This window comes from Sorangium sp. So ce321, from assembly GCF_051530195.1.
Classification (GTDB): domain Bacteria; phylum Myxococcota_A; class Polyangia; order Polyangiales; family Polyangiaceae; genus Sorangium.
The window spans coordinates 896251-918696 of sequence record NZ_CP150329.1; the positions used below are offsets into that span (position 1 = coordinate 896251).

Consider the following 22446-nt stretch of genomic DNA (forward strand, 5'->3'; position numbering starts at 1 on the left):
ACCGCGCGACGGGTGGAGAAGGCCTTGCTGTCCGTGAGCTCCGGCTCAGCTGACGCAACGCTCTCTCCGCTCTTCACGGTAGGCCAGAGGGGGCCCTCTCCGTCGCATGACTCACCCCCCCAGGGTCGTGCGACGGACAGGGCCTCCTCAGGAGCAGGCCGGAGGAGGCCCTGCTCGTCGCATGACTCACCCCCCCAAGGGTAGTGCGACGATCAGGATCTCCTCTGGCCGTCTGCTCGAACCGGCACCTGGATAGATCGGGCCAAGGAGGCGGTCGGCTCGCTCCCGGCGGGCCACCCGCGGCGGCCAGACGCCGCCGACATCGCGCCGCTTGCCGGGTAGAACTTGACGCCGCAGGATGCATTGGGCTTGCTAGCGCGCTCCGCGCTCTCGCCCAAGGTCCTGGCCATGTCGTTTTCCATCCTGCCCCCGCCGATCACGCCCCTCGCCGCGATCCTGCCTTCCGAGCCGCTGCTCCTCATGGGCGCCGGCCCGGTGCCCATCCCGCAGGCGGTGGCGCAGGCGAACGGGGTGATCATCAACCACCTCGGCCCCACCATGGACCGCGTCATCCAGAACGTGAAGTACATGGCGGCCTACGCGTTCCAGACGCGCAGCGACAAGATCCTCGGCATCGCCGGGCCCGCGTCCGCGGCGATGGAGATGGCCGTGGCGAACCTGTGCTGGCCCGGTCGCAAGGTCCTTTGCCTGAAGGTGGGGACGTTCAGCGGGCGCCTCGGCGAGATGGCGCTCGGCGTCGGCGCCGACGTGACCTTCCTCGAAGGGCCGCCCGGCCGCCCCGTCACGCTCGCCGAAGTGCGCGAGGCGCTGAAGAAGCAGCGCTACGACGTGATCACGATGGCGCACGGCGAGACGTCGTGCGGCGTCCGCATGGTGGAGCTGCCGGAGATCTGCAAGCTCGCGAAGGCGCACGGCGCGCTCACGATCGTCGACGCGGTGGTCACGCTCACGGCCATGCCGGTGCACATGGACGAGTGGGGCATCGACGTAGGCATCGTCGGCGGGCAGAAGGCGCTCTCGTCGATCCCGGGCGTCTCGGCGTGCGCGTTCTCGCAGGACGCGTGGAAGGTGGTCGAGGAGCGCCCGTCGCCGCGCCCGCACTGGTGCTACGACGCCACGCGCGCGCAGCGGTTCTGGGGCTACCAGCAGTACCACTACACGGCGCCCGTGCCCGGCGTGCTCGCGCTGCACGAGGCGCTGCGCCTCGTCTGCGAGGAGACGCTCGAGCGGCGGTTCCGCCGCCACGAGATGAGCTCCCTCGCCATGCAGGCGGGCCTCGAGGCGATGGGGCTCGAGCTGTTCGCGTCGAAGGACGTGCGCCTCAACAGCGTGCTCGCGATCAAGCTGCCGGGCGGCGTCGACAGCGCCCGCATCCGCGAGTACATGACCAAGGCCTTCCGCGTCGAGATCTCGGGCGCCTTCGGCCTCAACATCGTGCGCGTCGGCCAGATGGGCGAGCAGTGCCGCTCGCACAACCTGTTCAAGACGCTCTATGCCATGGGGATGAGCTTCCAGCGCGAGGGCGTGAAGCTCGACGTCTCCAAGGGCATGGCCGCGCTCGAGCAGGGGCTCGCCGGCGACCGCGAGTACTTCGTCGACTGACCCGTCGGCTGACCCCCCCCGGGGGGACGGCGCTCAGGACGAGAGCTCCCCCTCCACCGCGCCTCGCCGGCGCGGGGGCGGCGCGCCGCCCCGCCGGGCGAGCGCCTGCTCGCGGCGATGGCCGGCATCGAGCCGGCTCCGGTGCGCGTCGAGCAGGTCGCTGCGCGTCAGCATCCCGAGCACCTTGCGGGGCGCGTCCCTGGACACGACCGGGAGCCTGCCCACCCCCTCGGTGACCATGTGATCGGCGGCCTCGCGGAGGGAGCTGTCCTCGAACGCCACGGCGAGCGGCTGCCGGATGAGGTGACGGATCGAGAGATCGCCGGCCTGCTGGGTGAGCACGTCGCGCGCGGTGACCACGCCGACGAGCTCCCCTGCGCTGTCCACGACCGGGAAGCCCTGGTGGCGCGCGCCCGCCGCCTGCGACAGCAGGAACGCGCGGGCCGCCGCGACAGTGTCGTCGGCGGAGAGCGTCACGGCGGGGCGGGAGGCGGCCTCGCGCACGGTGAGCTGCGCCAGGTGGTCGGCCGCGTACTCCGCCATCACGCGCGCGCCGCGGCGGGCGAGCTTCTCCGTCATGATGGAGTGCCGCATCAGCAGGCTCGAGACGAGGAACGCCGCGCTGCAGCCGCCGAGCAGCGGCAGGAGCCCCATCGGCTGCCGGGTCGTCTCGAAGGCGAAGACGACCGAGGCGAGGAGCGCCCGGGAGGCGCCCGCGAAGATCGCCGCCATCCCGACGAGCGCGGCGACGCGCGCGTCCGCGTTGAGCCAGGGAAAGAGCGCGCTGGCGCCGAGGCCCAGCATGGCGCCGAGCCCGCCGCCGATGGTGAAGAGCGGCGCGAGCGTGCCGCCCGAGGTGCCGCTGCCGAGCGCGATCGACCAGGAGATGAACTTCATCAGCGAGAGCGACACGAGCGCGGCGAGCGCCAGGCGGCCGCTCAGGATGTCGTCGATGTTGTCGTACCCGACGCCCAGCGTGCGCGGCGCGAAGTAGCCGACCACGCCGATCGCGACGGCGCCGATCGCCGGCCACCACATCCAGTGGAGCGGCAGCCGCTCGAACGCCTCCTCGATCGCGTAGATCGCGCGGGTCGCGCCCATCGCCGCGACGCCGAGCACCGCGCCGAGGGCGATGTAGAAGGCGAGCGCGGGGCCGGTGGAGGGCGCCACGGCCGGCATCTCGAACGCCGGCGCGGTGTGGCCCGCCGCGAGGCGCGCCGCGGTCGCGGTCGCGGCGGCGAGGGCGACGGGGATCACCGAGCGCGGCCGGTACTCGAAGAGCAGGAGCTCGATCGCGAGCAGCACGGCCGCCACCGGGCTCCCGAAGGTCGCCGACATGCCCGCCGCCGCGCCCGCGGCGAGCAGCGTCTTGCGCTCGTCCGCGGTGATCCGGAGCAGCTGCCCGAGCAGCGAGCCGAGCGCGCCGCCGGTCGCGATGATGGGCCCCTCCGCGCCGAACGGCCCGCCGGTGCCGATCGCGATCGCGGCGGAGAGCGGCTTGAGCAGCGTCATCCGCGGCGGGATGCGGCTCTGGTTGAAGAGCACCTGCTCCATCGCCTCCGGGATCCCGTGCCCGCGGATCGCCTGGGAGCCGTAGCGCGCCATCACGCCGACGACGAGCGCCCCGGCGATCGGCACGACGAGCACGAGCGCGCCGAGGTGGTGCTCGGCGGGCGACGCGGGCGCGGCGGAGAGCCGGCCGAAGAACGCGAGGTTCGTGATGACGGCGATGAGCGTGGTGAGCAGCTCCGCCGCGAGGAACGCGGCGCCGGCGACCGCCATCGCCAGGCCGCTCACGAGGACGACCCGCCGGTCGACGGCCGCCTTCGGGGCGGGCACCCGTAGATCCTCGAGGGTCGGGCTCATCGAGGGGGCGACCGGGATGCTCCCGGCGCTCGTGGAATGTGGGGGGTTCACGCTCGACATGTCAGCTCTCCTCGCAATCTTCCGCCCCGGCGCCGGGGCGGGCTTCGTCACCTTCGAAGAACAGGGGCGGAGCCTCGTCCCCGGCGCCGAGCGCCCGGGCGAGGGTCGTGAGGCTCTGCGCGAGCCCGCGGCGCTCGTCGGCCGGCAGGCGGTCGACGGCGGCGATGAGGTCGGCCTGCGCGGTGCGGGGCGCGCGGCGGAGCAGCGCGCGGCCGGCAGGGGTGAGCGAGATCTCGGTCCGGCGCGCGTCCTCGGCCGAGGCGCGCCGGGCGACGAGCCCGCGCTCCGAGAGGCGCGTCACCACGACCGACACCGAGCTCTGGTGCGTGAGCGTGCGCTGCGCGAGCTCGGCGATCGACGCGGCCGCCGCCTGATCGAGCTGCTGCAGCACGAACAGCTGCGCGCTGCTCAGGCCGAGCTGCCGCTCGCACGCGCGCGAGGAGACCCGCAGGCGCTGCACGATGGAGCGGATCGCATCCATGACCCGCTGCGCGTCCGGCCCGCCGGGCGCCTGCCGCGCGGCGGTCTTCCGGCGCGCGCGCGTCGTGCGCGTCGTGGAAGATGCATGGGCTCCCATATAATTGCGCGGGAACCTACGCCGCTCGCCCGCCATGTGCAAGCGGGCAGCGGGCCCGCGCCAGGTCAGCGCGTTCGGGGCGGGCCGTCCTCGACGGGGGGGAGGGGAGAGGGGGGATGGGGAGAGCGGCCGGTTCGCTGATGCCGCGCGCGCGGCGCGGCGGCGCGCGGGGCGGGGGGCGCGCGTGGACTGCCTGTCGGGCGGACCGTGCGGGCGACCCCGCGCGGGGCGTCGCCTGCGCGGGCGATCCAGGCTAAGAACCGGCCCTCCCATGACCTTCCAAGACCTCATCCTCACATTGCAGAAGTTCTGGGCCGATCGCGGCTGTCTCGTCGTGCAGCCGTACAACTCGGAGGTCGGCGCCGGCACCTTCAACCCGGCGACGTTCCTGCGCGCGCTCGGCCCCGAGCCCTGGAATGTGGCCTTCGTCGAGCCTTCCCGGCGGCCCGCGGACGGTCGTTACGGCGAGAACCCGAACCGCATGCAGCAGTTTCACCAGTTCCAGGTGATCCTCAAGCCGAGCCCGATCGACATCCAGGACCTCTACCTGGAGTCGCTGCGCGCGATCGGCACGAACCCGCTCGAGCACGACGTCCGGTTCCTCGAGGACGACTGGGAGTCGCCGACCCTCGGGGCGTGGGGGCTCGGCTGGCAGGTGTGGATCGACGGGCTCGAGATCTCGCAGTTCACCTACTTCCAGCAGATCGGCGGGATCGACTGCCGCCCCGTGTCCGGCGAGCTCACGTATGGGCTCGAGCGGATCGCGATGTACCTGCAGGAGAAGGACAGCATCTACGACGTCGTCTACTCCGACAGAGGCGGGAAGGTCGTGCGCTACGGGGAGCTCTACCAGCGCGCGGAGTGGGAGTGGTCGACCTACAACTTCGAGGAGGCCGACATCCCCGAGCACTTCGCGGCGTTCGACGTGTGCGAGGCCGAGGTGAAGCGGCTCCTCTACCGGGGCGCGGACCCGGCGGCGAAGGGGGCGACGATCGATCCGAGGAAGGCGCTCGTGCTGCCGGCCTACGATTTCGTGGTCAAGGCGGCGCACCGGTTCAACGTCCTCGACGCGCGCGGCGCGATCAGCGTGACCGAGCGGCAGCGCTTCATCGGCCGCGTGCGCGCGCTCGCGCGGGCGGTCGCCGAGACGTACCTCGCGCAGCGCGAGGCGCTCGGGTTCCCGCTCCTCGGCGAGCAGGCCAAGGCGGCGGAGTAGGGAGGCGCAGGCGAGGCCGGCGGCGCAAGCGGGGGCCGCCGGCGAGGCGAGCCGCTGGCGGGGGAGCAGCGGCGCCGCGAGCGGCGGCTGAGGCGGCGCGCCGCCTCAGCCGGCCGGGCTGTCCGGGAGGAAGTCGCGGCGCGTGCAGATCGAGACGAGCGGCAGCCCCGCCGCGCGGATCGCGTCCGCGCCGCCCTCGAGGCGGTCGACGAGGGCGATCACGCCGACCACCGAGGCGCCCGCGGCGGCCAGCTTCTCGACCGCCTTCAGCGTCGAGCCGCCGGTCGTGATCACGTCCTCGAGGATCGCGACGGGCATCCCGGGCACGAGCCCGCGATCGCCCTCGACGAGGCGGCGCGAGCCGTGGTCCTTGACCTCCTTGCGCACGTAGAGCGCGGGGAGGGGGCGGCCGCGCAGGAAGCTCGTGAGCGACACGGCGCTCGCGAGGGGGCAGCCGCCGAGCTCGACGCCGGCGACGGCCTCGCACCGGGGGAGCGCGGCGAGCGCCTCGAACATCAGCGAGCCGACGAGGGCGTGCCCCTCGGCGGTCAGCACCGACTGCTTGCAGTCGATGAAGAAGTCGCTCTCGCGGCCAGACGCGAGGACGACGCGCTTCTGCTCGAACGACCGCTCGCGCAGCAGCGCGACGAGCCGCTCGCGCTCCGAGGCGCCGGTGGCGCTCACCGCCCGCCCCGCTTGCGGAGCGAGGCCTTCGCGGCCCCCTTCCGGAGCGCGGGGACGACGGGCGGCGGCGGCCCGCCGGCGCCCTCGGCCGCCTCGGGCTCGTCGCCCTCGCCAGCCGCCGAGCCCGACAGATCGGCGTCTTCATCATCGTGCGCCGCCGCGAGGCGCGGCTCGGGGGCCGGCGCGGGCCTCGCCTCGACCGGGGCGGGGCGCGCGGCCGGCGCAGGGCGCGCGGCCGCAGGCGCGGCGCGCGGGGCGGGCCGCGCGGGCGGGGCCGGCGCGCGGTGCTCCGCCGGCGCCCGCGCCGGTCGCGCCGGAGCCGGCGCGGCCGCGGCGCGCGGCGCAGGCGCAGCTGCAGCCGCGGCGGCGCGCGCCGGAGCGGGCGCGGCGGCGAGCGGCGCGCCGGTGGTGACGTTGCCGCGCACCAGCGCGCCCGCCTGGATGCCGATCTGCGGCGCGCCGAGGTCGCCGACGACGCGCGCGCCCGGCTCGAGGATCACGGCCTCCTCGCCGGAGACGTTCCCGGCGACCGCGCCGCGGACGATCACGCGCCGCCCGCGCACGTCGCTCTGGATGAGCGCGCCCTCGCCGATGGTCACGTCGCCGTTCACGACGACGCTCCCCTCGACGCGGCCGAGGATCTCGAGATCCCCGTCGCCCTGCACGTTGCCGCGGATGGCCGTCGTCGGCCCGATCGTGGACTGGGCGGCCATCGGCTACACGTCCATGTCGACGTTGCCCTTGAACGAGGCTCCGTCCGCGATGGTCAGGCGCGACGCCTTCACGTCGCCGACGAGTCGACCGCCCGCGAGGAGGTCCACGCGGTCGGCCGCCGTGACGTTGCCGGTCACGTTGCCGCCCACCTGGAGCGACGCCGCCCCGATGTCCGCCTCGACCAGCGCCCCTGCGTCGATGGTCAGAGGCCCCTCGACCGTGAGCCTCCCGCGCACCGTCCCGGCGACGATGACCTCCTCGTCGGAGGTGATCTCGCCCTCGATCGTGAGCCCGTTTCCGATGATCGTACCCGCCACGTTCGTGCTCCTCGTCGCGCCGTCGCGGCGCGCTTCATCGTCCGTCAACGCGCGTTACCGCCCCGCCGGTTCACGCCGGGAGCCCTGACCGCGCCCGCCGGTCCGCTCCGAGAGCTCGGCCGGGAGGTCGAACTCCGCCTCGATGCGCCCGGCGAACGCCGCGCCTTCCTCGAGGATCACCTCGCTGCCCCCCACGTTTCCGGCGTACTGCGCGGTCGCCCGGATCGTGACGGGGCCGCGCGACGTCACGTCTCCCGTGAGCTGTCCGGCGACGACGAGCGAGCTCGCCTCGACGTCCCCGGTGACCGACGCTCCGTCCTCGATCTCGAGGTCGCCGGTCAGCTGGATGTCCCCCTCGACGCTCCCCTCGACCCGGAGCGAGCCGTCGCCGTGGACCCGCCCGCGGATGCGGGCGCCCCGGCCGATGAGCGATTCGGCAGCGTCCGATTCGCTGCGCGTGGTTGTCGAGCCTCGGGCCATTCTCGTCTCCAGTGCGCGGTGGGAGCCGCGCGAGCCGGGGCGCGCACCAGAGGCCCGGCTCGTCCGCTGGAGCTGGGCGAGCTACATCGCCTGGCCCCGCGGCGGCGCGGACGCTACTCCAAGGCGCTGCGCCTCGCAACCGGCGGGGGAGGGGGAGCCCGCTCGGGGTGGGGCGCGCGCGGGGGGCCGAGGGGGGCCCTCCCACGAACTCGCGCCTTCTGGCGGCTGTTGCCGGCTGTGCGGATGATGGCGAGTCCATGAGCGACACGCCGCGGTGCGGGCCGGCGCTCGGGTTCGTGGGGCCCTCCCCCTCGGCCCCCCGCGCGCGCTCCACCCCGAGCGGGCTCCTTTCTGAGTGGGGGGGGTGATCGAGACGGCCGCGGGGGGCGCGCGAGGTGCGGGACGTCGCGTTGTAGCGATGGAACGCCGGATGTCGTCGAGGCGCGCGCCTCCTCGAGAGGAGGCTTCCTGAGCTCATGGCTCAGGTGATACGGTGGGTCTTGACTGGGCTTTTCTTGTTCGCGACGCCCCCAGCGTCCCTGAGGGCGAACCGACTCGGACGGCTCAGCGCGCGCATCGTCCGTGAGGCGATCGCAGACCAACGCAACCCGGGGGTAACCTTGTGCGCAAGATAGCTATCGTGGGGTCTGGACAGGCTGGCCTGCTCGCGGCGCATGCCCTGGTGAAGGCCGGGTATGACGTGACGCTCTACTCGGATCGCACGCCAGAGCAGTGGCTGAACGGATCGAAGCCGACCGGCACCGCCGCCAGGTTCGACATGGCGCTCGAGTTCGAGCGCGAGCTCGGCCTCGCCTTCTGGGAGGACGCCGCGCCGAAGGGCCAGGGCGCTCACCTGACAGCGTGCGCCGCCCCGGGCAACCGCCTCCTGACGCTGGCAGGCCGCCTGGAACGGCCGTTCGTGGCGATCGATCTCCGGCTCCAGAGCCACCGGTGGATGCTCGAGCTCGAGGCGCGTGGGGGCAAGATCGCGATCGAGCCCGTCTCGGTCGAGCGGCTCGACCAGATCGCGGCGGAGAACGATCTCACCGTCGTCGCCGCGGGGCGGGGCGATCTGTGCAGCCTGTTCGAGCGCGACGCGGCGCGCACCGCCTACACCGAGGCGCAGCGCAACACCGTGATGATGTGCGTGACGGGCCCGAAGCTCGAGTTCGACGGCATCCCGCTGCTCCCGGTCAAGTTCAACCTGTTCGCGGGCCTCGGGGAGGCGTTCTGGGTGCCGTACTACCACAAGGACGTGGGGCCGAGCTGGAACTGTCTGGTCGAGGCGGTGCCCGGAGGGCCGCTGGACCGGTTCCAGGGTGCCAACGCGAAGACGGGAGAGGAGATCCTCGCGATAGCCAAGGATCTGGTGAGGGAGTTCATCCCGTGGGATCATGAATGGTTCAGGACCGCCGAGCTGTCGGACAGACACGGGTGGCAGAACGGCCGCGTCGTCCCGGCGGTGCGCAAGCCCGTCGGACGGCTGCCCTCCGGCCGGCTCGTGACGCCGCTGGGCGACACGGCGATGTCGCTCGACCCGGTCGGCGGCCAGGGCGCCAACAACGGGAGCAAGATGGCGCGCAACCTGGTCGAATGCATCGTGGAGCACGGCGAGCGCCCCTTCGACGCCGGATGGATGACGCGCACCTTCGAGCGCTTCTATGCTCGCCACGGCAGGCCCACGGACAGGTTCAACAACCTCCTCCTGGAGGGTGTCACGCCCGGGATGGCTCACCTCCTCTTCGCGCAATACGGCAGCGATGGGCGGGCAGACAACACGAGCAGGCAACAGGCGCTCGCGAACGCGTTCGTGAACAACTTCACCGACCCGGCTCAGCTGACCTCGGTGCTCGAGGACGTGGGGCGGGTGCGCGCGTTCATCGGACAGAAGACCGGGAAACCCTGGCCGCTCGCGCTCGCCGCGGGGGGCGTTGGCGTCGGCCTCGCGCAGGTGCGGCAGCGCCTCGGGTTCTCGCCGGGGCACCCGGGCGCGCCGGCGCACGCGGCGCACGTGGGCGGAGCGCTCGCCTAGCGCTCACTACCGCTCGGTCAGCGAGCAACGTCGCCAGAACTATCCCGTCCTACGCGTGCAGAGCTCCCACGACGCCTCCGTGTGAGCCCCTCGGGTACACGAGCGCACAGGCGCGTTGCGTGCGCGAGGATGTCTTGCGCTGTGATCGTCGCGACCGACGCGGTCTCTTTTTCATGCGTATGTCACCCAAAGGGTAGCTTTCTCGGTTATACTCCACACTGGTCCCGGAGTTTCAGCAAGGGTGGTCCGGCAGGTGCCGTCTCCGGAGGCCTCCTCGATTCTGGTTGCTATCGCGCCGGCGAAGGCGCTGGCACGGGCTTAAGAGGAGTTAGACCATGAGATTGCTTACGATGACCATTGCTTTGTCAATGGTGGCTTTGGTCGGCGCTGCGTGCGGAGGGGCCTCGGACAGCGGCGAGAGCGGTGGCAGCTCGCAGAGCAGCGGCAGCTCGCCGACCGGCTCGACGGGCTCCGGCGATATAGGTGCGGGCACCGGCGCTGGCCCGGGCGGTTCCTCCGGCGCGGGCGGCAACAGCACCGTTGGCTCGACGGGCGCAGGGCAGGCGTGCGCCACCCAGCAGTCCGAAGCGGGGCTTCAGCAGGTATATCTTGCCTTTGCGTTCGACGTGTCGGGCAGCATGGGAGCGGGCGACCAGCCCTGGCACGACAAGACGCTCAAGTGGGATCCGGTCGTCGCCGCCACGAAGCAGTTCTTCTCGGATACAGAGTCCGCCGGGCTCATGGCGTCGCTCACGTTCTTCCCCGGCCCCGACCGGCGGCGGATGTGCTCGGCCCGCGCTTACACGAACCCGGATGTCGAGATGACGCCGCTGCCCTCTCCGGCGTTCGGCGAGGCGATCGACGACGTCACGCCCCGCGACGATGACAACTGGCGCCTCGGCACGCCGACGGCGTTCGTTGTGGAAGGCACGGTCGATTTCATCGAGGAGGCGCGGCAGCAGAACCCCGGGAAATACGCGGTTGTGCTCGTGACCGACGGTTACCCGCAGCTGTGCGACGACGGGGCGGACACGATCGAGGCCGTCGTGCGGCGCGTCCAGGCGGCGCGCGAGAACAACATCTTCACCTACGTGGTCGGCGTCGCGAATCCGCCGGTGGAAGGCGCTCCGGAGAGCGTCGAAAACCTGCAGGAGATCGCGGAGGCGGGCGGAACGGGAGACGCGTTCCTCATCGACACCGGCGACCCGGCGCAGACCGCAGCCACGTTCAAGGCGGCCATCGACCAGATCCGCGGGACCGCGATCTCGTGCACCATCGGGATCCCGGCCGCGCCCGATGGGAGGACGTTCGACAAGCAGAAGGTCAACGTGACGTACACGAGCGGCGGGGGCAACGCGCCGACGACCCTCATGTATGATCAGGAATGCGCGGCCGAGGGCGCATGGCGCTACGATGACCCCGCGAACCCGACGTCGATCGAGCTCTGCGCCAGCACGTGCGCCACGGTGCAAGCCGACGCCGCGGCGGCGCTCGCCGTCGAGTTCACCTGCGATGACGTGATCCAGGTCCCGCTTTGATCGGACCAGAGGACACAGAGCTTCTTTGACTCTCTCCTCTGTGTCCTCTGTGCTTCTGGTTCATCTCTCATGAACCGGGGATGAGCTCGGGCGAGGCGGCGCTGATCGACGGCTCCCGGCGGACACCGCCTCTCCCCGCGCACCGTCGAGAGCGTTGATCGTCTGCGTCGCGATGGCCGACAGGCCATGTCACATGCGCCCGCGGCGCCGCGCCAGGATCTTCTCCGCGGCGGTGAGCGGCCGCTCCTGGCGCGCGGGCTCGGGTGCTGCGGGCGCCGCTGTCCCTGGCGCGCTTCGCCCCGCCGCCGGCGCCCCGGCCGGGCCGCGCTGATCCTGTCGCGCGGCCACCTGCTCCGCCGTCCACGCCGGCTGCGCCGCCCCCTGGGGCGGCGGCGTCCACGCCGACTGCGCCGGCCTCCCGGGAGGCGCCGCCCACGCTGGGCCGCGCTCGCCGTGCTCGCCGTGCTCGCCGCGCTCGCCGCGCCCGCCGCGCTCGCCGCCCCCATCCCCGAGCCCCCCTGCTGGCCTCTCCTGCGCGCCCTCGCGCCGCTCGCGCCCCCGCTCTCTCGCCGACAGCAGCGCCCCCACCGTCGCGCCCGCGCCGGCCGGCTCCGCCGCGCCCGTCCACCGCCTCGCCCGCAGCCGCTCCCCGGCCCGCGCGGCCCACGCCCCCACCGCTTCCGGCAGCGCGAGCCGCCGCGCGGCCACGGCGAAGAGCAGCGCGAGCGCGGCGAACAGCACGAGCTGCGGCGTCGCGTCCCGGTAAGCGAAGCGCCTCGACGCCCGGTCCTCGAAGATGCCCGCGAGCGTGTCGCGCCGCTTTCCCCCGGTGAACTCCGCGATCCGCCCGAGCAGCGCCAGATCGCTGCCCGTCGGGCGCAGCTCCTCGCCGGCCGTCATCGCCGCGCCCGTGGTCCCGACGGCCTCCCCCGTGAGCTCGTCGCGGGCCACCGCGACGTAGGTCCCCGGCCGCGACAGCGGCAGCGTCGCCGTGTAAGCCCCCGCGCCCGTCGCCTCGAGCGGCAGCTCGCGCGAGAAGCCGTCCGGCCCCGCGACGTGCACCACCAGCCGGCGGAACGACTGCGCCCGCCCGTCGTCGCCCACGACGCTCGCCCGCACCGACAGCTCGCCGCCCGACGCGTCCGCCTCGAGGCGCACCCGCGGGTCCTCGGCCTTGCGCGTCACGTCGCGCGCGGCCTGCGCGATCATCCGCGACGCGCCGGGCCAGCGCGTCCACGCCGCCCCCCAGCGGCCCTTCAGATCGCTCGTGAAAGCCGCCGCCCGGCCGAGCCCCGCCGACCACACGGCGAGCACCGGATCGCCCTCCGGCCCGGACAGCAGCACCGTCGCCCGGCCCTTCGGGATCGTCACCACGTAGCCCGCGAGCGGCGGCGCCTCGCCGAACGGCACGCCGGCCGTGATCGACGACGGCGCGCCCAGCGCGACGTGGAACGGCTCCTCCACGATCGCGCTCCTCGCCGCGAGGATGGTCTCCTGCGTGAACACGGCGGGCAGCCGCGCGGCGTCCTCGACGAGGTAGAAGCGGCCGTTCCCGAGGCGCGACAGCATCTCGAGCTCCGGCACGTCGCTCCCCTGGCCGAGCGCCACGACGCTCGTCGTGATCCCGCGGCGCACCGCCTCCTCCACCATCGCGCGGCAAGGGCCCATGTTCTCGGCGTCCGAGCCGTCGGCGAAGAGCAGCACGTGCTTCAGGTTCACGGCCTCACGGTCGAGCGCCCGGTAGGCCGCCTCGAGCGTGATGTCGACGTAGATGCCGCCGCCGCCCGGGCCCACGGCGCGGATCGCCTTCTCGATCGCGGCCTTGTCCACGACGGGCCCGAGCGGCACGCTCCACCGCACCGCCGTGTCGACGTGCGCGACGCCGACCCGGTCGCCCGGTCCGAGCAGCGACGCCGACCGGGCCGCGGCCTCGTTGGCGAGCTCGAGCTTGGTGTGGGCGCCGGCGCTCGCCGCCATCGAGCCGGAGATGTCGATGCCGATCACCTCGGCCAGGCTCGCCCGCCGGCGCTCCTGCTTCAGGTCGAACGAGACGGGCGAGACCTCCTCGAGCGACGTCCGCGCGTAGCCGCCCGGCCCCATGCTCCGGTCGCCGCCCATCAAGATGAGGCCGCCGCCGAGGTCGCGGACGTAGCTCGCGAGCGCGTCGATCTGGCCCGGGGAGAGGGCGTCCGCGCGGATGTCGCTGAGCACCACCACGTCGTAGCCGGCGAGCTGCCCGAGATCGGCGGGGACGCGGTCGACGCCGCCCTCGGCCACCCGGAACGCGCCGCCCTCGAGCGCCCGCGCGACGAAGGCGCCCTGCCCCGCGTCGCCCTCGAGCACGAGCGCGGCGGCGGCGCCGCGGACGCGCAGGAACGCGCTCGCCGCGTTGTCCTCGGCGGCCTCGTCGAGCCGCGGATCCTTCGCGGTGATCTCGACGTCGTAGCGGTGCAGCCCCGGCCCGGGCGCCTTCTCGCGGATGCGCAGCACGTCCTCCCCCGCGGCGATCGAGGCCTCGGTGCGCGCGATGAGCTCGCCGTCGCGGCGGAGGCGGATCTCGACCTCGGCCGGGGACGGCGACGCGGTGACGAGCCGCAGATCGAGCGCCTCGCCCTCGTCGGCCCGCGCGGGCGCGCGCAGGGCGACGACGCGGATGTCGGGGACGGCCCGCTGCTCCAGCGGGATCACGTCGACGGGGAGGCCGGCGGCGAGGGCGGCCGCGGCCGCGGCCATCGCGTCGCCGCGGGTCGCGACGCCGTCGCTGAGGAGCACGACGCGCGCGGCGGAGTCCGGCGGCACCTCGGCGAGCGCGCGCCGGATGCCCGCGGCGAGGTCCGTCCCGTCGCGGCCGAGCGCGACCCGCTGCGGCGCGGGCAGCTGCGATCGCGGGCGCGGCGGATCCTCGGTCGCCGCGCCGGCGGCGAAGGCGATCGTGGCGATCCGGTCGTCCTCGCGCATGCCGAGCTCGGCGACGGAGAGCTCGTGCGCGACGCGCTTGTCGGCGTTCGGCACGAGGTCGATCGAGCGGCTGCGATCGATGGCGACCAGGACGGTGAGCCGGTCGAGTGGCCGGCCGAGCTCCGGCCCGGCCACGGCCATGGCCGCGGCGAACGCGGCGAACGGCGCGAGGAGGTCGCCGAGCCGCGCGCGCCACGCTCCCTGCCTGCGGGCGTGCGGCGAGGCGAGCGCGAGCGCGAGGTACCGCAGCGCGACGAACGAGGTCGCGCCCAGCGCGAGCAGGGCGCCCCAGGGGCGCGCGAGCCGGAGGTGGGTCTCCGGGAGCAGGCCGCACCAGACCAGGCCCACGTGGAGCGCCGGCAGCGCGCCCGCGACCATCCAGGCGAGCAGGATCGGGCGGCCGAGCGCGCCGCGCCGCAGGGCGAGGCGCAGCAGAGCGAGGAAGGCGAGCGCGCCGGCCAGCGTGGCGGCATGAGGCAGCAAGCGCAGCGCGGCCGCCGGGATCAGGGAGGCCTCCGTTCGATCCGCATGCGGGGGAGCCGCAGTAAACCACCTTCTGCGCCGCTCCGGGGGACGCCGCTTCGCGTGGGTGTGGCCGAGTGCCCCATCGAGGCAGCCGTGCGGCGTCTCTGTCGGTGTCGAGCGTGTTTCATGCGGAAATTCAGCCTCACCTGGAAACCTTCCAGGTTTGCCATGGATGGCACGCTGTCTGCTTATGCCCGGTCACGACCGCGGCGAGGACCGCGGTGCAGGGGCAGGAGAGATCATGTCGCGCATCGAGACCACGGACGCCTGGAGCAGCACGGACGACAGCTCATGGGACCTCGGCGAGGGGTTCGGCGAGTCGCCCTGCAGCGTGCACTACCAGGACGGTGATCTCATCGCGGGCAAGTACCGGCTGCTCCACAAGATCGGCGAGGGGGCGATGGGCACGGTCTGGGTCGCGACGAACGTCGCGGTCGAGTCGAAGGTCGCGATCAAGCTGATGCGCCCCGAGCTCCGGTCGCCGGAGCTCACGGACTACTTCCACCGCGAGGCGCGCGCCGCCGGCCGGATGAACCACGCGGAGATCGTGAGGGTGTTCGACCTCGGCGAGACCGCCGAGGGCGATCCTTACATCGTGATGGAGCTCATCGAGGGCGAGTCGCTGCGGAGCGTGCTGGCGCGCGAGGGGCGCATGACGCCGGAGCGGGCGATCTCGCTGCTCCTGCCGGTCGCGGGCGCGATGCACGCGGCGCACGAGAAGGGCGTCGTCCACCGCGATCTCAAGCCGGACAACGTGATGCTGGTCCGCCGCGGCGGCGGCAGGCTGCTGCCGAAGGTCGTCGACTTCGGCGTCGCCAAGCTCCTTACCGAGCGCGAGGAGAGCCCCGCGTCGGCGAGCTTCGAGGTCTTCGGGACCCCGGACTACATGCCGCCGGAGCAGGCGCTGGCCTTGCCCACGGTCGATCGCCGCGCCGACGTCTGGTCGTTCTGCGCGATGATGTACGAGCTCCTGTCGGGCCGGCCCCCGTTCTCGTCGCGCAACGCGCTGGACGGCCTGCGGGCGGTCCTGCAGGACGCGGTGCCGTCGCTGGTGGACTCGTGCAACCTCGACGCGGATCTCTGGGCGATCCTGGAGCGCGGGCTGCAGAAGGAGCCTTCGGCGCGCTGGTCGAGCCTGCGCGAGCTCGGCGAGGCGCTCGCCGCGTGGCTCTGGTCGCGGGACGTGCACGAGGACGCGCGCGGCGTGTCGCTCCAGGGCGAGTGGCTCCCCCGCGAGGAAGCCTGCGCGCCCGTGACCTGTGGCATAACGCCACGCTTTTCATGGATGGAAGAGCGGGGCCGGCCAAGCCGCCGTTGGTCGTCGCGCCGCCGGGTGCACCGGCTGCACCGGACCCGGCCTCAGGTCGAGCAGGCCGCCTCCTGCCACTGACGGCGGGGGGCCTACCTGGAGCCCGCGGTGCGCGCCTTTCCACGCCCCACGCGTCGTTCACGCCAGACGAAGATGACAGCGAGACCTACGCGGCGGGCCTGTCCTGGCCCGGCAGCCGCCGCGGCGCGCGCGTGAAGTACCAGACGTCGAACACCACCAGGCCGAGCGCCGCGAGCGCCAGCAGCCAGGTCCACTCGGCGTGGGCGTCGGGCTGGCTCGCCGCGCTGGAGACGGCGACCTCGCCGCCGCCCTCGGCGACGAGCGGCTTCGGCGCGAGGTCGCTCTCGGCGACGCTCGTGAGGTTCGCCGGCACCAGGACGGACCCGGCCTGCGGCCCCTGCCAGGAGAGGCGGTAGAAGCCGGCGCGCGGCGTCTCCGCGATCAGGGCGAGGCCGGCGCGCTGCGCGACGTCGAGCCGCTCGCCCGCAGGGCCGATGGCCTGGAGCTCGCGCGCCGTCGCGGGGACGCCCACGCGCAGCGGCTCGCCCGTGCGCGCGGGGCCGGTGATGCCGTGGGCGCGGTGGGCGCGCGCCTGCTCGAGCAGGTTGCGCACGAAGAGCACGAACGACGCCTTGAGCGGCCAGTCGCTCTCGCCCACGTCGAAGCCGAGCAGCGTGCCGGTCCGCGAGGCGGTCGAGATGTCGGCCGCCACCGTACCCTCCTGCGCCCGGATCAGCGCCTGCGTCGCCGCCTCGGGCTCCAGCGACGCGGCGGCGCGGAGGTGCACGCCGTCGAGCGTGAGGAAGCGCAGCCGCGGGTCGGCCGTGTCCCACGACGTGAGCGTGGGCCGATCGAGGGGGCGGCCGACGAGGGTGCCGAAGCAGCGCCCGGGCGGCGGGTTCACGATGAGCAGGTCGCCCCCCGGCGGGTCGGGCGGGCAGGCGCCGTCGATCACGACGAACGTGTCCGGATCGAGCGCGGGCGTCCCCAGGAGCTCCGCGAGCGAGCCCGCGGTGACCGACGTCATCGGATCGGAAGCGAGCGCCCGCGCCAGCCACGGGGAGCTGCCGCTGGCCGTCGCGCCCGGCGTCCCACCCGGAGCCGGCCCGCCCGACGCGAGGAACACCGGGAGCTTGTCGCCCGCCGGCACGCGGCCGTAGGCGACGTCATCGAGCGGCATCGCGTCCCGCGGCGAGAGCTCGAAGACGAGCCCCTTGCGGTAGTCGCCGGGCGACGGGCGGAACGTGAGCACGACGGGCAGTCGCTCGCCCGGCTTCACCAGCACGCGCCGCGAGCCGAGCACGTCCGAGGCGCTGTCCTGCCGCATCGTCACGTAGAGATCGCGCGGCTGCGCCCCGAAGTTCGCGACCACGAGGAACGCCTGCACCTCCTCGCGGCGCTCCTGTTGCGGCGCGTCCGCGTCGCCCGCGGCGGCCTCGCCCGCGGGCCCGCTCCCGGAGCGCACGTCGACGCGGACGATGGCGGCGTTGTCCACCGCGTCGCCGACGGTGATGACCTCGAGCGGGAGCGACACGCCGCGCAGCGCGGCGGGGCGGGCCAGGTTCCCGTCGGTGATCACGACGATCCGGCGTGCGCCGCCGAGCTGCCGGAGCCGGTCGACGGCGAGCGCGACAGCGGCCCCGAGGTCGCCTTCCACGTCGCGCGCCGCGATGGGATCGATCGCCGCCTTGAGCCGGACGAGGTCGCGATCGAGCGCCGCGACGAGGCGCGCCTCGCGCCCCGCCTCCAGGATCAGCGCGTCGCTGCCGGGGGTGAGGCCGGAGAGGAGATCCTTCGCGAGCCGCTTTCCGAGCTCGATCCGCGTGGTCGCCTCGCCGGAGGGCGCCCGCGCGGCCGCGGACATCGAGGCGCTCGTGTCGAGGAGGATCGCCACGTGGTCGCCGGTGAAGGCGCGCCCGCGCGAGGCGGGGCGGGCGAGGGCGAGGGCGAGCAGCGCGAGCGCGAGCGCCTGCAAGATGAGCGGCAGCTGGGCGATGAGCCGCCGGAACGGCGCGCGCGCCATGAGGTCGCGCTGCGCGGCGGCCCAGAGCCACGTCGAGGGGACGCGGCGGCGGGTGCGCTTGATCTTGAGGATGTAGAGGAGGACGAGCGGGCCGAGCAGCGCGAGCAGCCACAGGCCGCCGGGGGCGAGCAGCGTGAGCGAGGGGCCCGCGGAGGCCTGTGCGAGCGGCGCGGCCACGTCAGTCGACGCTCCTCGAGACGAAGCGGCGGACGGCGCCCTCGAGCGGCTCGTCGCTCCGCGCGCGCACGTACGTCGCCCCGTGGCGGCGCGCCCAGGCGCGCAGCGCCTCGCAGAGGGCGGCGAAGCGCGCGGCGTAGGCGGCGAGGGCCGCGGCGTCCATGGTCACGTCGACGAGCGCCCCGGTCTCGGCGTCCTCCAGCGTCAGGTCGCCCTCGAGGCCCGGCGCGAGCTCCTCGGCCGCGACGACCTGGACGACGGCGACGTCGTGGCCCGCCTGCGCCGCGCGCCCGAGCGCCGCGGTGACGGGGCCCGGATCGAAGAAGTCGGAGAGGACGCAGAGCAGGCCGGGCCGGGCGCTCTGCCGCACGACGGCGTCGATGGCGCGGGCGAGGTGGGTCCCGCCGGCCGCCCTCACCCCGTCGAGGGCGCGGAGCAGCGCCGCGAGCCCGGCGCGCCCGCGCACGGGCGCGTGCTCGCGCGCGATGCCGTCGCCCGCCACGAAGAGCTGCGCGCGCTCGGAGCGCGCGAGCGTCATGTAGCCGATCGCGGCCGCGAGCCGCCGGGCGGCGTCGAGCTTCGTGGGCTCGCCGAAATCGAGGGACGCCGACGCGTCGCAGACGATGCGGGCGATGACGTCCTCCTCGGCCCGGAACAGCTTGAGGACGGGCTCGCCCGTGCGGGCGTAAGCGGCCCAGTCGATGCGCCGCATGTCGTCGCCGGGGGCGTAGGCGCGGTGCTCCTTGAACTCGGCCGACCCGCCGCGACGCCGCGCGAGGTGCTCGCCGACGCCGCCGGAGCGAGCGCGGACCTCGAGCCGCCGCTGCAGGACCTCGAGCTCGCGGACGAAGCTCGCGTCGAGGAGCGGCTCGCGGGAGGAGGGGAGCATCGGGGAGGAGTAGACATCGTCGCGGGCGGGGGTGCCAGCGGGGTCGCGTGCGAGGGGTGCCAGCGGGGTCGCGTGCGAGGGGTGCCAGCGGGGTCGTGTGCGAGGGGCCCCTGCGCCGCGAAGCGGCAGACAGACGGGCGGCGGACGAGCGGAGATGGGCGGCGGACGAGCGGAGATGGGCGGCGGATGAGCGGGCGGAGAGGGTGAATGGGCAGCGGATGGGCCCGGCTCACCGCTGCCCGGCGCGACTCCGAGACAAACCGCCACCCTGGGGCACCGCGCCACATCGGAATTCGCGGCAATCATTCAATTTCCGTCCGCGCTCCGTCCGCAGGCGCAGCCATGCTCCATGGCTCGTTTTGTGCGACCGGCGGACCAACGCAGCGGTTCAGCAGTTCTCGTGCTTGGGCTCGACCGGGTAGAGCCGTCGATCGCCCGATACCGATGTTTCACCAGAAGAGGAGGTATCGTGAAGGCCCTTGTTTTTCATAAACCCTCCGACGTCCGTGTCGAGGACGTCCCGGATCCCAGGATTGAAGAGCCCACCGACGCCATCGTGCGCGTCACCGCGACCGCGATCTGCGGCTCGGATCTCCATATCTACAACGGCTTCTTCCCCCAGCCGCGGCCGATGGTGCTCGGCCATGAGTTCATGGGCATCGTCGAAGAGGTCGGCCCGCTGGTCACGAAGGTGAAGAAGGGCGACAGGGTCATCGTCCCGTTCCCCATCGCCTGCGGACACTGCTTCTTCTGTCAGGCGGAGCTCCCCGTCCACTGCGAGCGCTCCAACCCCAAGAATTACGGCCCCGAGGGCGGCGTGCTCGAGAGCAAGGGGGCCGCCCTCTTCGGGTACACGGATCTCTATGGCGGTTACAACGGCGGTCAGGCCGAGGCCGTCCGCGTCCCCTACGCCGACTTCGGGCCGCGGAAGGTGTCCGAGGGGCTCACCGACGAGCAGGTCCTCTTCACGACAGACGTCCTCCCCACCGGCTGGACGGCGATCGAGTGGGCCGAGCTCAAGGGCGGAGAGACTGTCGCGGTGTTCGGCTGCGGGCCGGTCGGCCTCGCGGCCATGAAGTGCGCCTGGCTCCGCGGCGCGGGGCGGGTCATCGGCGTCGATCGGGAGGAGTACCGCCTGAAGAAGGCCCGCGAGGTCGCCCAGGCCGAGACGATCAACCTCGACAAGGCGGACGCCGTCGAGGCGATCCGCTCCATGACGGACGGCCGCGGCGCCGACGTGTGTGTCGACGCGGTCGGGATGGAGGCGCACCGCACCGTCCTCGAGAAGGCCGCCAACGTCATTCACGGCCAGGTCGGGACGATATCGGCGCTCAAGCTCGCCTTCAGCGCCGTGCGCCGGGGCGGCATCGTGCCGGTCGTGGGCGTCTACGGCGTGCCCTATGACAACTTCCCGTTTGGCCAGTTCTTCGACAAGGGCCTCAGGCTCCGGGCCGGCCAGGCTCCGGCGCACAACTACGTCGACCAGATCCTCAAGCACATCGAGGACGGCCACCTGCGGGCGGACGACATCATCACCCACCGCCTGCCGCTCTCGCGCGCCCCGCACGGTTACGAGGTCTTCAACAAGAAGCTTGAAGACTGCGTCAAGGTCGTACTGACGCCCTGACGCCGCTCCCCCGCCAGCAGACCGCCGCCACCAGACCCCCGCCAGCAGACCGCTCGGCGCGACGCGCCGCCGTCCGGCTGACATCGACGTCAGGGGCACGCCGCGGCGCTGCGCTGTAACTACCTGAATTAATTCATATTCCTCCCCGGTATGTCGCTTGCTGTGGCCCGGCCGTCAGCAAGCCGCTTGCTTGCTTGGCCACCCGTGCTGGCCGCTCATCGCACGGAGGGATAGCTCTGATGTATCGAGAACTGCGCTCGTACCGATCGCTCCTTCACCCCTTGTGGCTGGGCGCCCTGGCGCTCCTCGTCCTCAACGACCACGCCCTCAAGGGCTCCGGCCTGCTCCCCGGGTGGCTCACCGGGAAGCTCAGCGATTTCGCCGGGCTGCTCGTCGCGCCCGCGGTCCTCGCCGCGCTGCTCTGCCTCTCGTCGCGCCGCGCCTTCCTCGGCGCGCACCTCGCCACCGGCGCCGTCTTCTCGGCCATCAAGCTCGCTCCGGAGGCCGCCCGCGCGGTCGAGGCGCTCATGGCGCTCACGCCGATTCCGTGGCGCATCACCGTCGATCCGACGGACCTCATCGCGCTGCCCGCGCTCCTCGTTTCGTACCGCGTGCTCGGCGAGGCCGCGCGGCGGCCCGGGCCCGCGCCGCGGCCGGTCGCGCACCGGCTCGCGCTGATGGCGGGCAGCCTCGCGTGCGCCGCCACGAGCCGCGCGCCGGAGCCGTGCGACGGGATCGACGGATGCGAGCCGCCGGATCCGCAGGAGTCCGCGTCGCTCGTGATCGGCAACACGACGGAGACCGAGCAGCTCATCCGCGTGCGCCGGCTCCGCGAGTCGGTCCGGCTCGACTGCGGCGTGGTGCTCGCCGACCCGACGAGCGCCCTCTCGCGCGATCTGTTCGCGAACGCCGAGACCTGGCTCATCCAGCCGGGCCGCGCGCTCCCGCTGGGCAACACGAGGTGCGACGCCTACCTGATCGACGCCGACGGGCTGCCGCTCACGCTGCTCGCGTGGTCCGCGGCGGAGTTTCCGGAGCAGTTCCTCGTCACATCGACGGAGAACCCGCTCCCGGGTCGGATGATCACGCTCCTGCGCGTCGGGGCGAGGCTCGAGCTCGCCGAGCACCCGGCGGTGTTCCCGGCGCCGCCCCTGGAGACCCCGCCGCCCGCGGAGGCGTGCAGCGTCTCCGTCGACGGGAGCAGGCTCGACTGGACCCTGCCCCTCGCCGAGGCAGCGGTCCTCACCAGCGTGACGTCGTCCCCGGACGGCTGCCACGCCCTCACGCTCGATCGCGGCGAGACCTTCTTCCTCTGCGCTCCTGCCGAGGCGATGCCGTTCAGCGTCGGCGACATCGTGCGCGTGAGCCCCGTCGGGGTCGACGGCGGCAGCTACCCGGAGCTCCCGCAGGACCAGCAGGCGTTCGCGCGCGGCATCCACATCGAGAGCGAGACGCACTCGGTGCTCGCGGTGCGAGGCAACGTGCTCGCCCGCTGGTCCATGGTCGACAGGCAGGCGCCCGCCGGCTTCTCGGCCGCCCTCACGCCGCTCGCGGGCTGCGATGCGTTCCAGGACGCGTGCGGCAGCCTCGTCGCGCCGCTCGAGGCGTCGCTCCTCGGCGAGGGCGTCTCCGGGGTCGTCTCGCTGCGCGCCGGTGAGAGCGCGAAGCTCGCGGAGGGCGCCGAGACGCTCCTGCTCGTGCGCGCCGAGGACATGCCCGTGCGCGACGCCGAGTGCTTCACCGCTCCCATCGATCAACCCCGTCTGCTCGAGTCGGTCTTGGTCGCCGTCAACGCGGCGCCCTAGGAGGT

16 protein-coding genes are annotated in these 22446 nt (G+C 73.5%); 7 read left to right on the forward strand and 9 right to left on the reverse strand.

Features of this window, described 5'->3' with window-relative positions:
- The first annotated feature begins 408 nt into the window (after positions 1-408).
- Complete coding sequence (locus tag WME89_RS03490) at positions 409-1623, forward strand: pyridoxal-phosphate-dependent aminotransferase family protein (RefSeq protein ID WP_437654155.1); 1215 nt, start codon at positions 409-411, stop codon at positions 1621-1623.
- Between the two features lie 33 nt (positions 1624-1656).
- On the opposite strand, the gene WME89_RS03495 is transcribed toward WME89_RS03490, so the two are convergent.
- Both WME89_RS03495 and WME89_RS03500 read right to left on the reverse strand, forming a co-directional pair.
- Positions 1657-3549 (reverse strand): chloride channel protein, encoded by a 1893-nt coding sequence (locus WME89_RS03495; protein WP_438007848.1) that lies wholly within the window; start codon positions 3547-3549, stop codon positions 1657-1659.
- Position 3550: 1 nt separating this feature from the next.
- Positions 3551-4126, reverse strand: a complete 576-nt coding sequence (locus WME89_RS03500; protein ID WP_438007849.1) for a MarR family winged helix-turn-helix transcriptional regulator — start codon at positions 4124-4126, stop codon at positions 3551-3553.
- A gap of 271 nt (positions 4127-4397) precedes the next feature.
- Here WME89_RS03500 and glyQ point away from each other — a divergent pair, with 271 nt between their 5' ends.
- Positions 4398-5342 (forward strand): glycine--tRNA ligase subunit alpha, encoded by a 945-nt coding sequence (glyQ, locus tag WME89_RS03505; protein ID WP_437623530.1) that lies wholly within the window; start codon positions 4398-4400, stop codon positions 5340-5342.
- Between the two features lie 105 nt (positions 5343-5447).
- Here the strand turns inward: glyQ and pyrE are convergent, their stop codons facing one another.
- The 4 genes from pyrE to WME89_RS03525 are packed head-to-tail and all read right to left on the reverse strand — an operon-like array spanning position 5448 to position 7537.
- On the reverse strand, positions 5448-6026 hold the full coding sequence (gene pyrE / locus WME89_RS03510) for an orotate phosphoribosyltransferase (protein ID WP_438007850.1): 579 nt from the start codon (positions 6024-6026) through the stop codon (positions 5448-5450).
- Positions 6023-6739 (reverse strand): bactofilin family protein, encoded by a 717-nt coding sequence (locus tag WME89_RS03515; RefSeq protein WP_438007851.1) that lies wholly within the window; start codon positions 6737-6739, stop codon positions 6023-6025. Before WME89_RS03515 ends, pyrE begins: the two co-directional genes overlap by 4 nt.
- A gap of 3 nt (positions 6740-6742) precedes the next feature.
- On the reverse strand, positions 6743-7057 hold the full coding sequence (locus WME89_RS03520) for a bactofilin family protein (RefSeq protein ID WP_061611987.1): 315 nt from the start codon (positions 7055-7057) through the stop codon (positions 6743-6745).
- 54 nt (positions 7058-7111) lie between these two features.
- Positions 7112-7537 (reverse strand): bactofilin family protein, encoded by a 426-nt coding sequence (locus tag WME89_RS03525; protein ID WP_437307611.1) that lies wholly within the window; start codon positions 7535-7537, stop codon positions 7112-7114.
- A gap of 622 nt (positions 7538-8159) precedes the next feature.
- On the opposite strand from WME89_RS03525, the gene WME89_RS03530 reads away from it, so the two are divergent.
- The gene (locus WME89_RS03530) at positions 8160-9569 is read left to right on the forward strand and encodes a styrene monooxygenase/indole monooxygenase family protein (RefSeq protein WP_438007852.1); all 1410 of its coding nucleotides are present in this window, start codon (positions 8160-8162) and stop codon (positions 9567-9569) included.
- A 368-nt stretch (positions 9570-9937) separates the two neighbouring features.
- A complete protein-coding gene (locus WME89_RS03535) occupies positions 9938-11107 on the forward strand; it encodes a vWA domain-containing protein (RefSeq protein WP_438007853.1) in 1170 nt (389 codons plus the stop codon).
- Between the two features lie 189 nt (positions 11108-11296).
- Here the strand turns inward: WME89_RS03535 and WME89_RS03540 are convergent, their stop codons facing one another.
- Positions 11297-14548, reverse strand: a complete 3252-nt coding sequence (locus WME89_RS03540; RefSeq protein ID WP_438007854.1) for a VWA domain-containing protein — start codon at positions 14546-14548, stop codon at positions 11297-11299.
- Positions 14549-14831: 283 nt separating this feature from the next.
- Between WME89_RS03540 and WME89_RS03545 the strand changes: the two genes are divergently transcribed.
- Positions 14832-15980: a serine/threonine-protein kinase gene (locus tag WME89_RS03545; RefSeq protein WP_438007855.1), complete on the forward strand. Its 1149-nt coding sequence runs from the start codon at positions 14832-14834 to the stop codon at positions 15978-15980.
- A gap of 85 nt (positions 15981-16065) precedes the next feature.
- On the opposite strand, the gene WME89_RS03550 is transcribed toward WME89_RS03545, so the two are convergent.
- Both WME89_RS03550 and WME89_RS03555 read right to left on the reverse strand, forming a co-directional pair.
- Complete coding sequence (locus WME89_RS03550) at positions 16066-18120, reverse strand: VWA domain-containing protein (RefSeq protein ID WP_438007856.1); 2055 nt, start codon at positions 18118-18120, stop codon at positions 16066-16068.
- A gap of 1 nt (position 18121) precedes the next feature.
- On the reverse strand, positions 18122-19009 hold the full coding sequence (locus tag WME89_RS03555) for a DUF58 domain-containing protein (RefSeq protein WP_438007857.1): 888 nt from the start codon (positions 19007-19009) through the stop codon (positions 18122-18124).
- A gap of 469 nt (positions 19010-19478) precedes the next feature.
- On the opposite strand from WME89_RS03555, the gene WME89_RS03560 reads away from it, so the two are divergent.
- Together WME89_RS03560 and WME89_RS03565 are read left to right on the forward strand one after the other, a co-directional pair.
- Positions 19479-20636, forward strand: a complete 1158-nt coding sequence (locus tag WME89_RS03560; RefSeq protein ID WP_438007858.1) for a zinc-dependent alcohol dehydrogenase — start codon at positions 19479-19481, stop codon at positions 20634-20636.
- Positions 20637-20875: 239 nt separating this feature from the next.
- Complete coding sequence (locus tag WME89_RS03565; RefSeq protein WP_438007859.1) at positions 20876-22441, forward strand: hypothetical protein; 1566 nt, start codon at positions 20876-20878, stop codon at positions 22439-22441.
- Positions 22442-22446 lie beyond the last annotated feature (5 nt).

Bases quoted from the DNA above. Each gene is read 5' to 3' on its own strand.
- WME89_RS03490 (WP_437654155.1), top strand. From the start codon at position 409: ATGTCGTTTTCCATCCTGCCCCCGCCGATCACGCCCCTCGCCGCGATC.
- WME89_RS03495 (WP_438007848.1), bottom strand. From the start codon at position 3,549: ATGTCGAGCGTGAACCCCCCACATTCCACGAGCGCCGGGAGCATCCCG.
- WME89_RS03500 (WP_438007849.1), bottom strand. From the start codon at position 4,126: ATGGGAGCCCATGCATCTTCCACGACGCGCACGACGCGCGCGCGCCGG.
- glyQ (WP_437623530.1), top strand. From the start codon at position 4,398: ATGACCTTCCAAGACCTCATCCTCACATTGCAGAAGTTCTGGGCCGAT.
- WME89_RS03515 (WP_438007851.1), bottom strand. From the start codon at position 6,739: ATGGCCGCCCAGTCCACGATCGGGCCGACGACGGCCATCCGCGGCAAC.
- WME89_RS03525 (WP_437307611.1), bottom strand. From the start codon at position 7,537: ATGGCCCGAGGCTCGACAACCACGCGCAGCGAATCGGACGCTGCCGAA.
- WME89_RS03535 (WP_438007853.1), top strand. From the start codon at position 9,938: ATGGTGGCTTTGGTCGGCGCTGCGTGCGGAGGGGCCTCGGACAGCGGC.
- WME89_RS03545 (WP_438007855.1), top strand. From the start codon at position 14,832: ATGTCGCGCATCGAGACCACGGACGCCTGGAGCAGCACGGACGACAGC.
- WME89_RS03555 (WP_438007857.1), bottom strand. From the start codon at position 19,009: ATGCTCCCCTCCTCCCGCGAGCCGCTCCTCGACGCGAGCTTCGTCCGC.
- WME89_RS03565 (WP_438007859.1), top strand. From the start codon at position 20,876: ATGTATCGAGAACTGCGCTCGTACCGATCGCTCCTTCACCCCTTGTGG.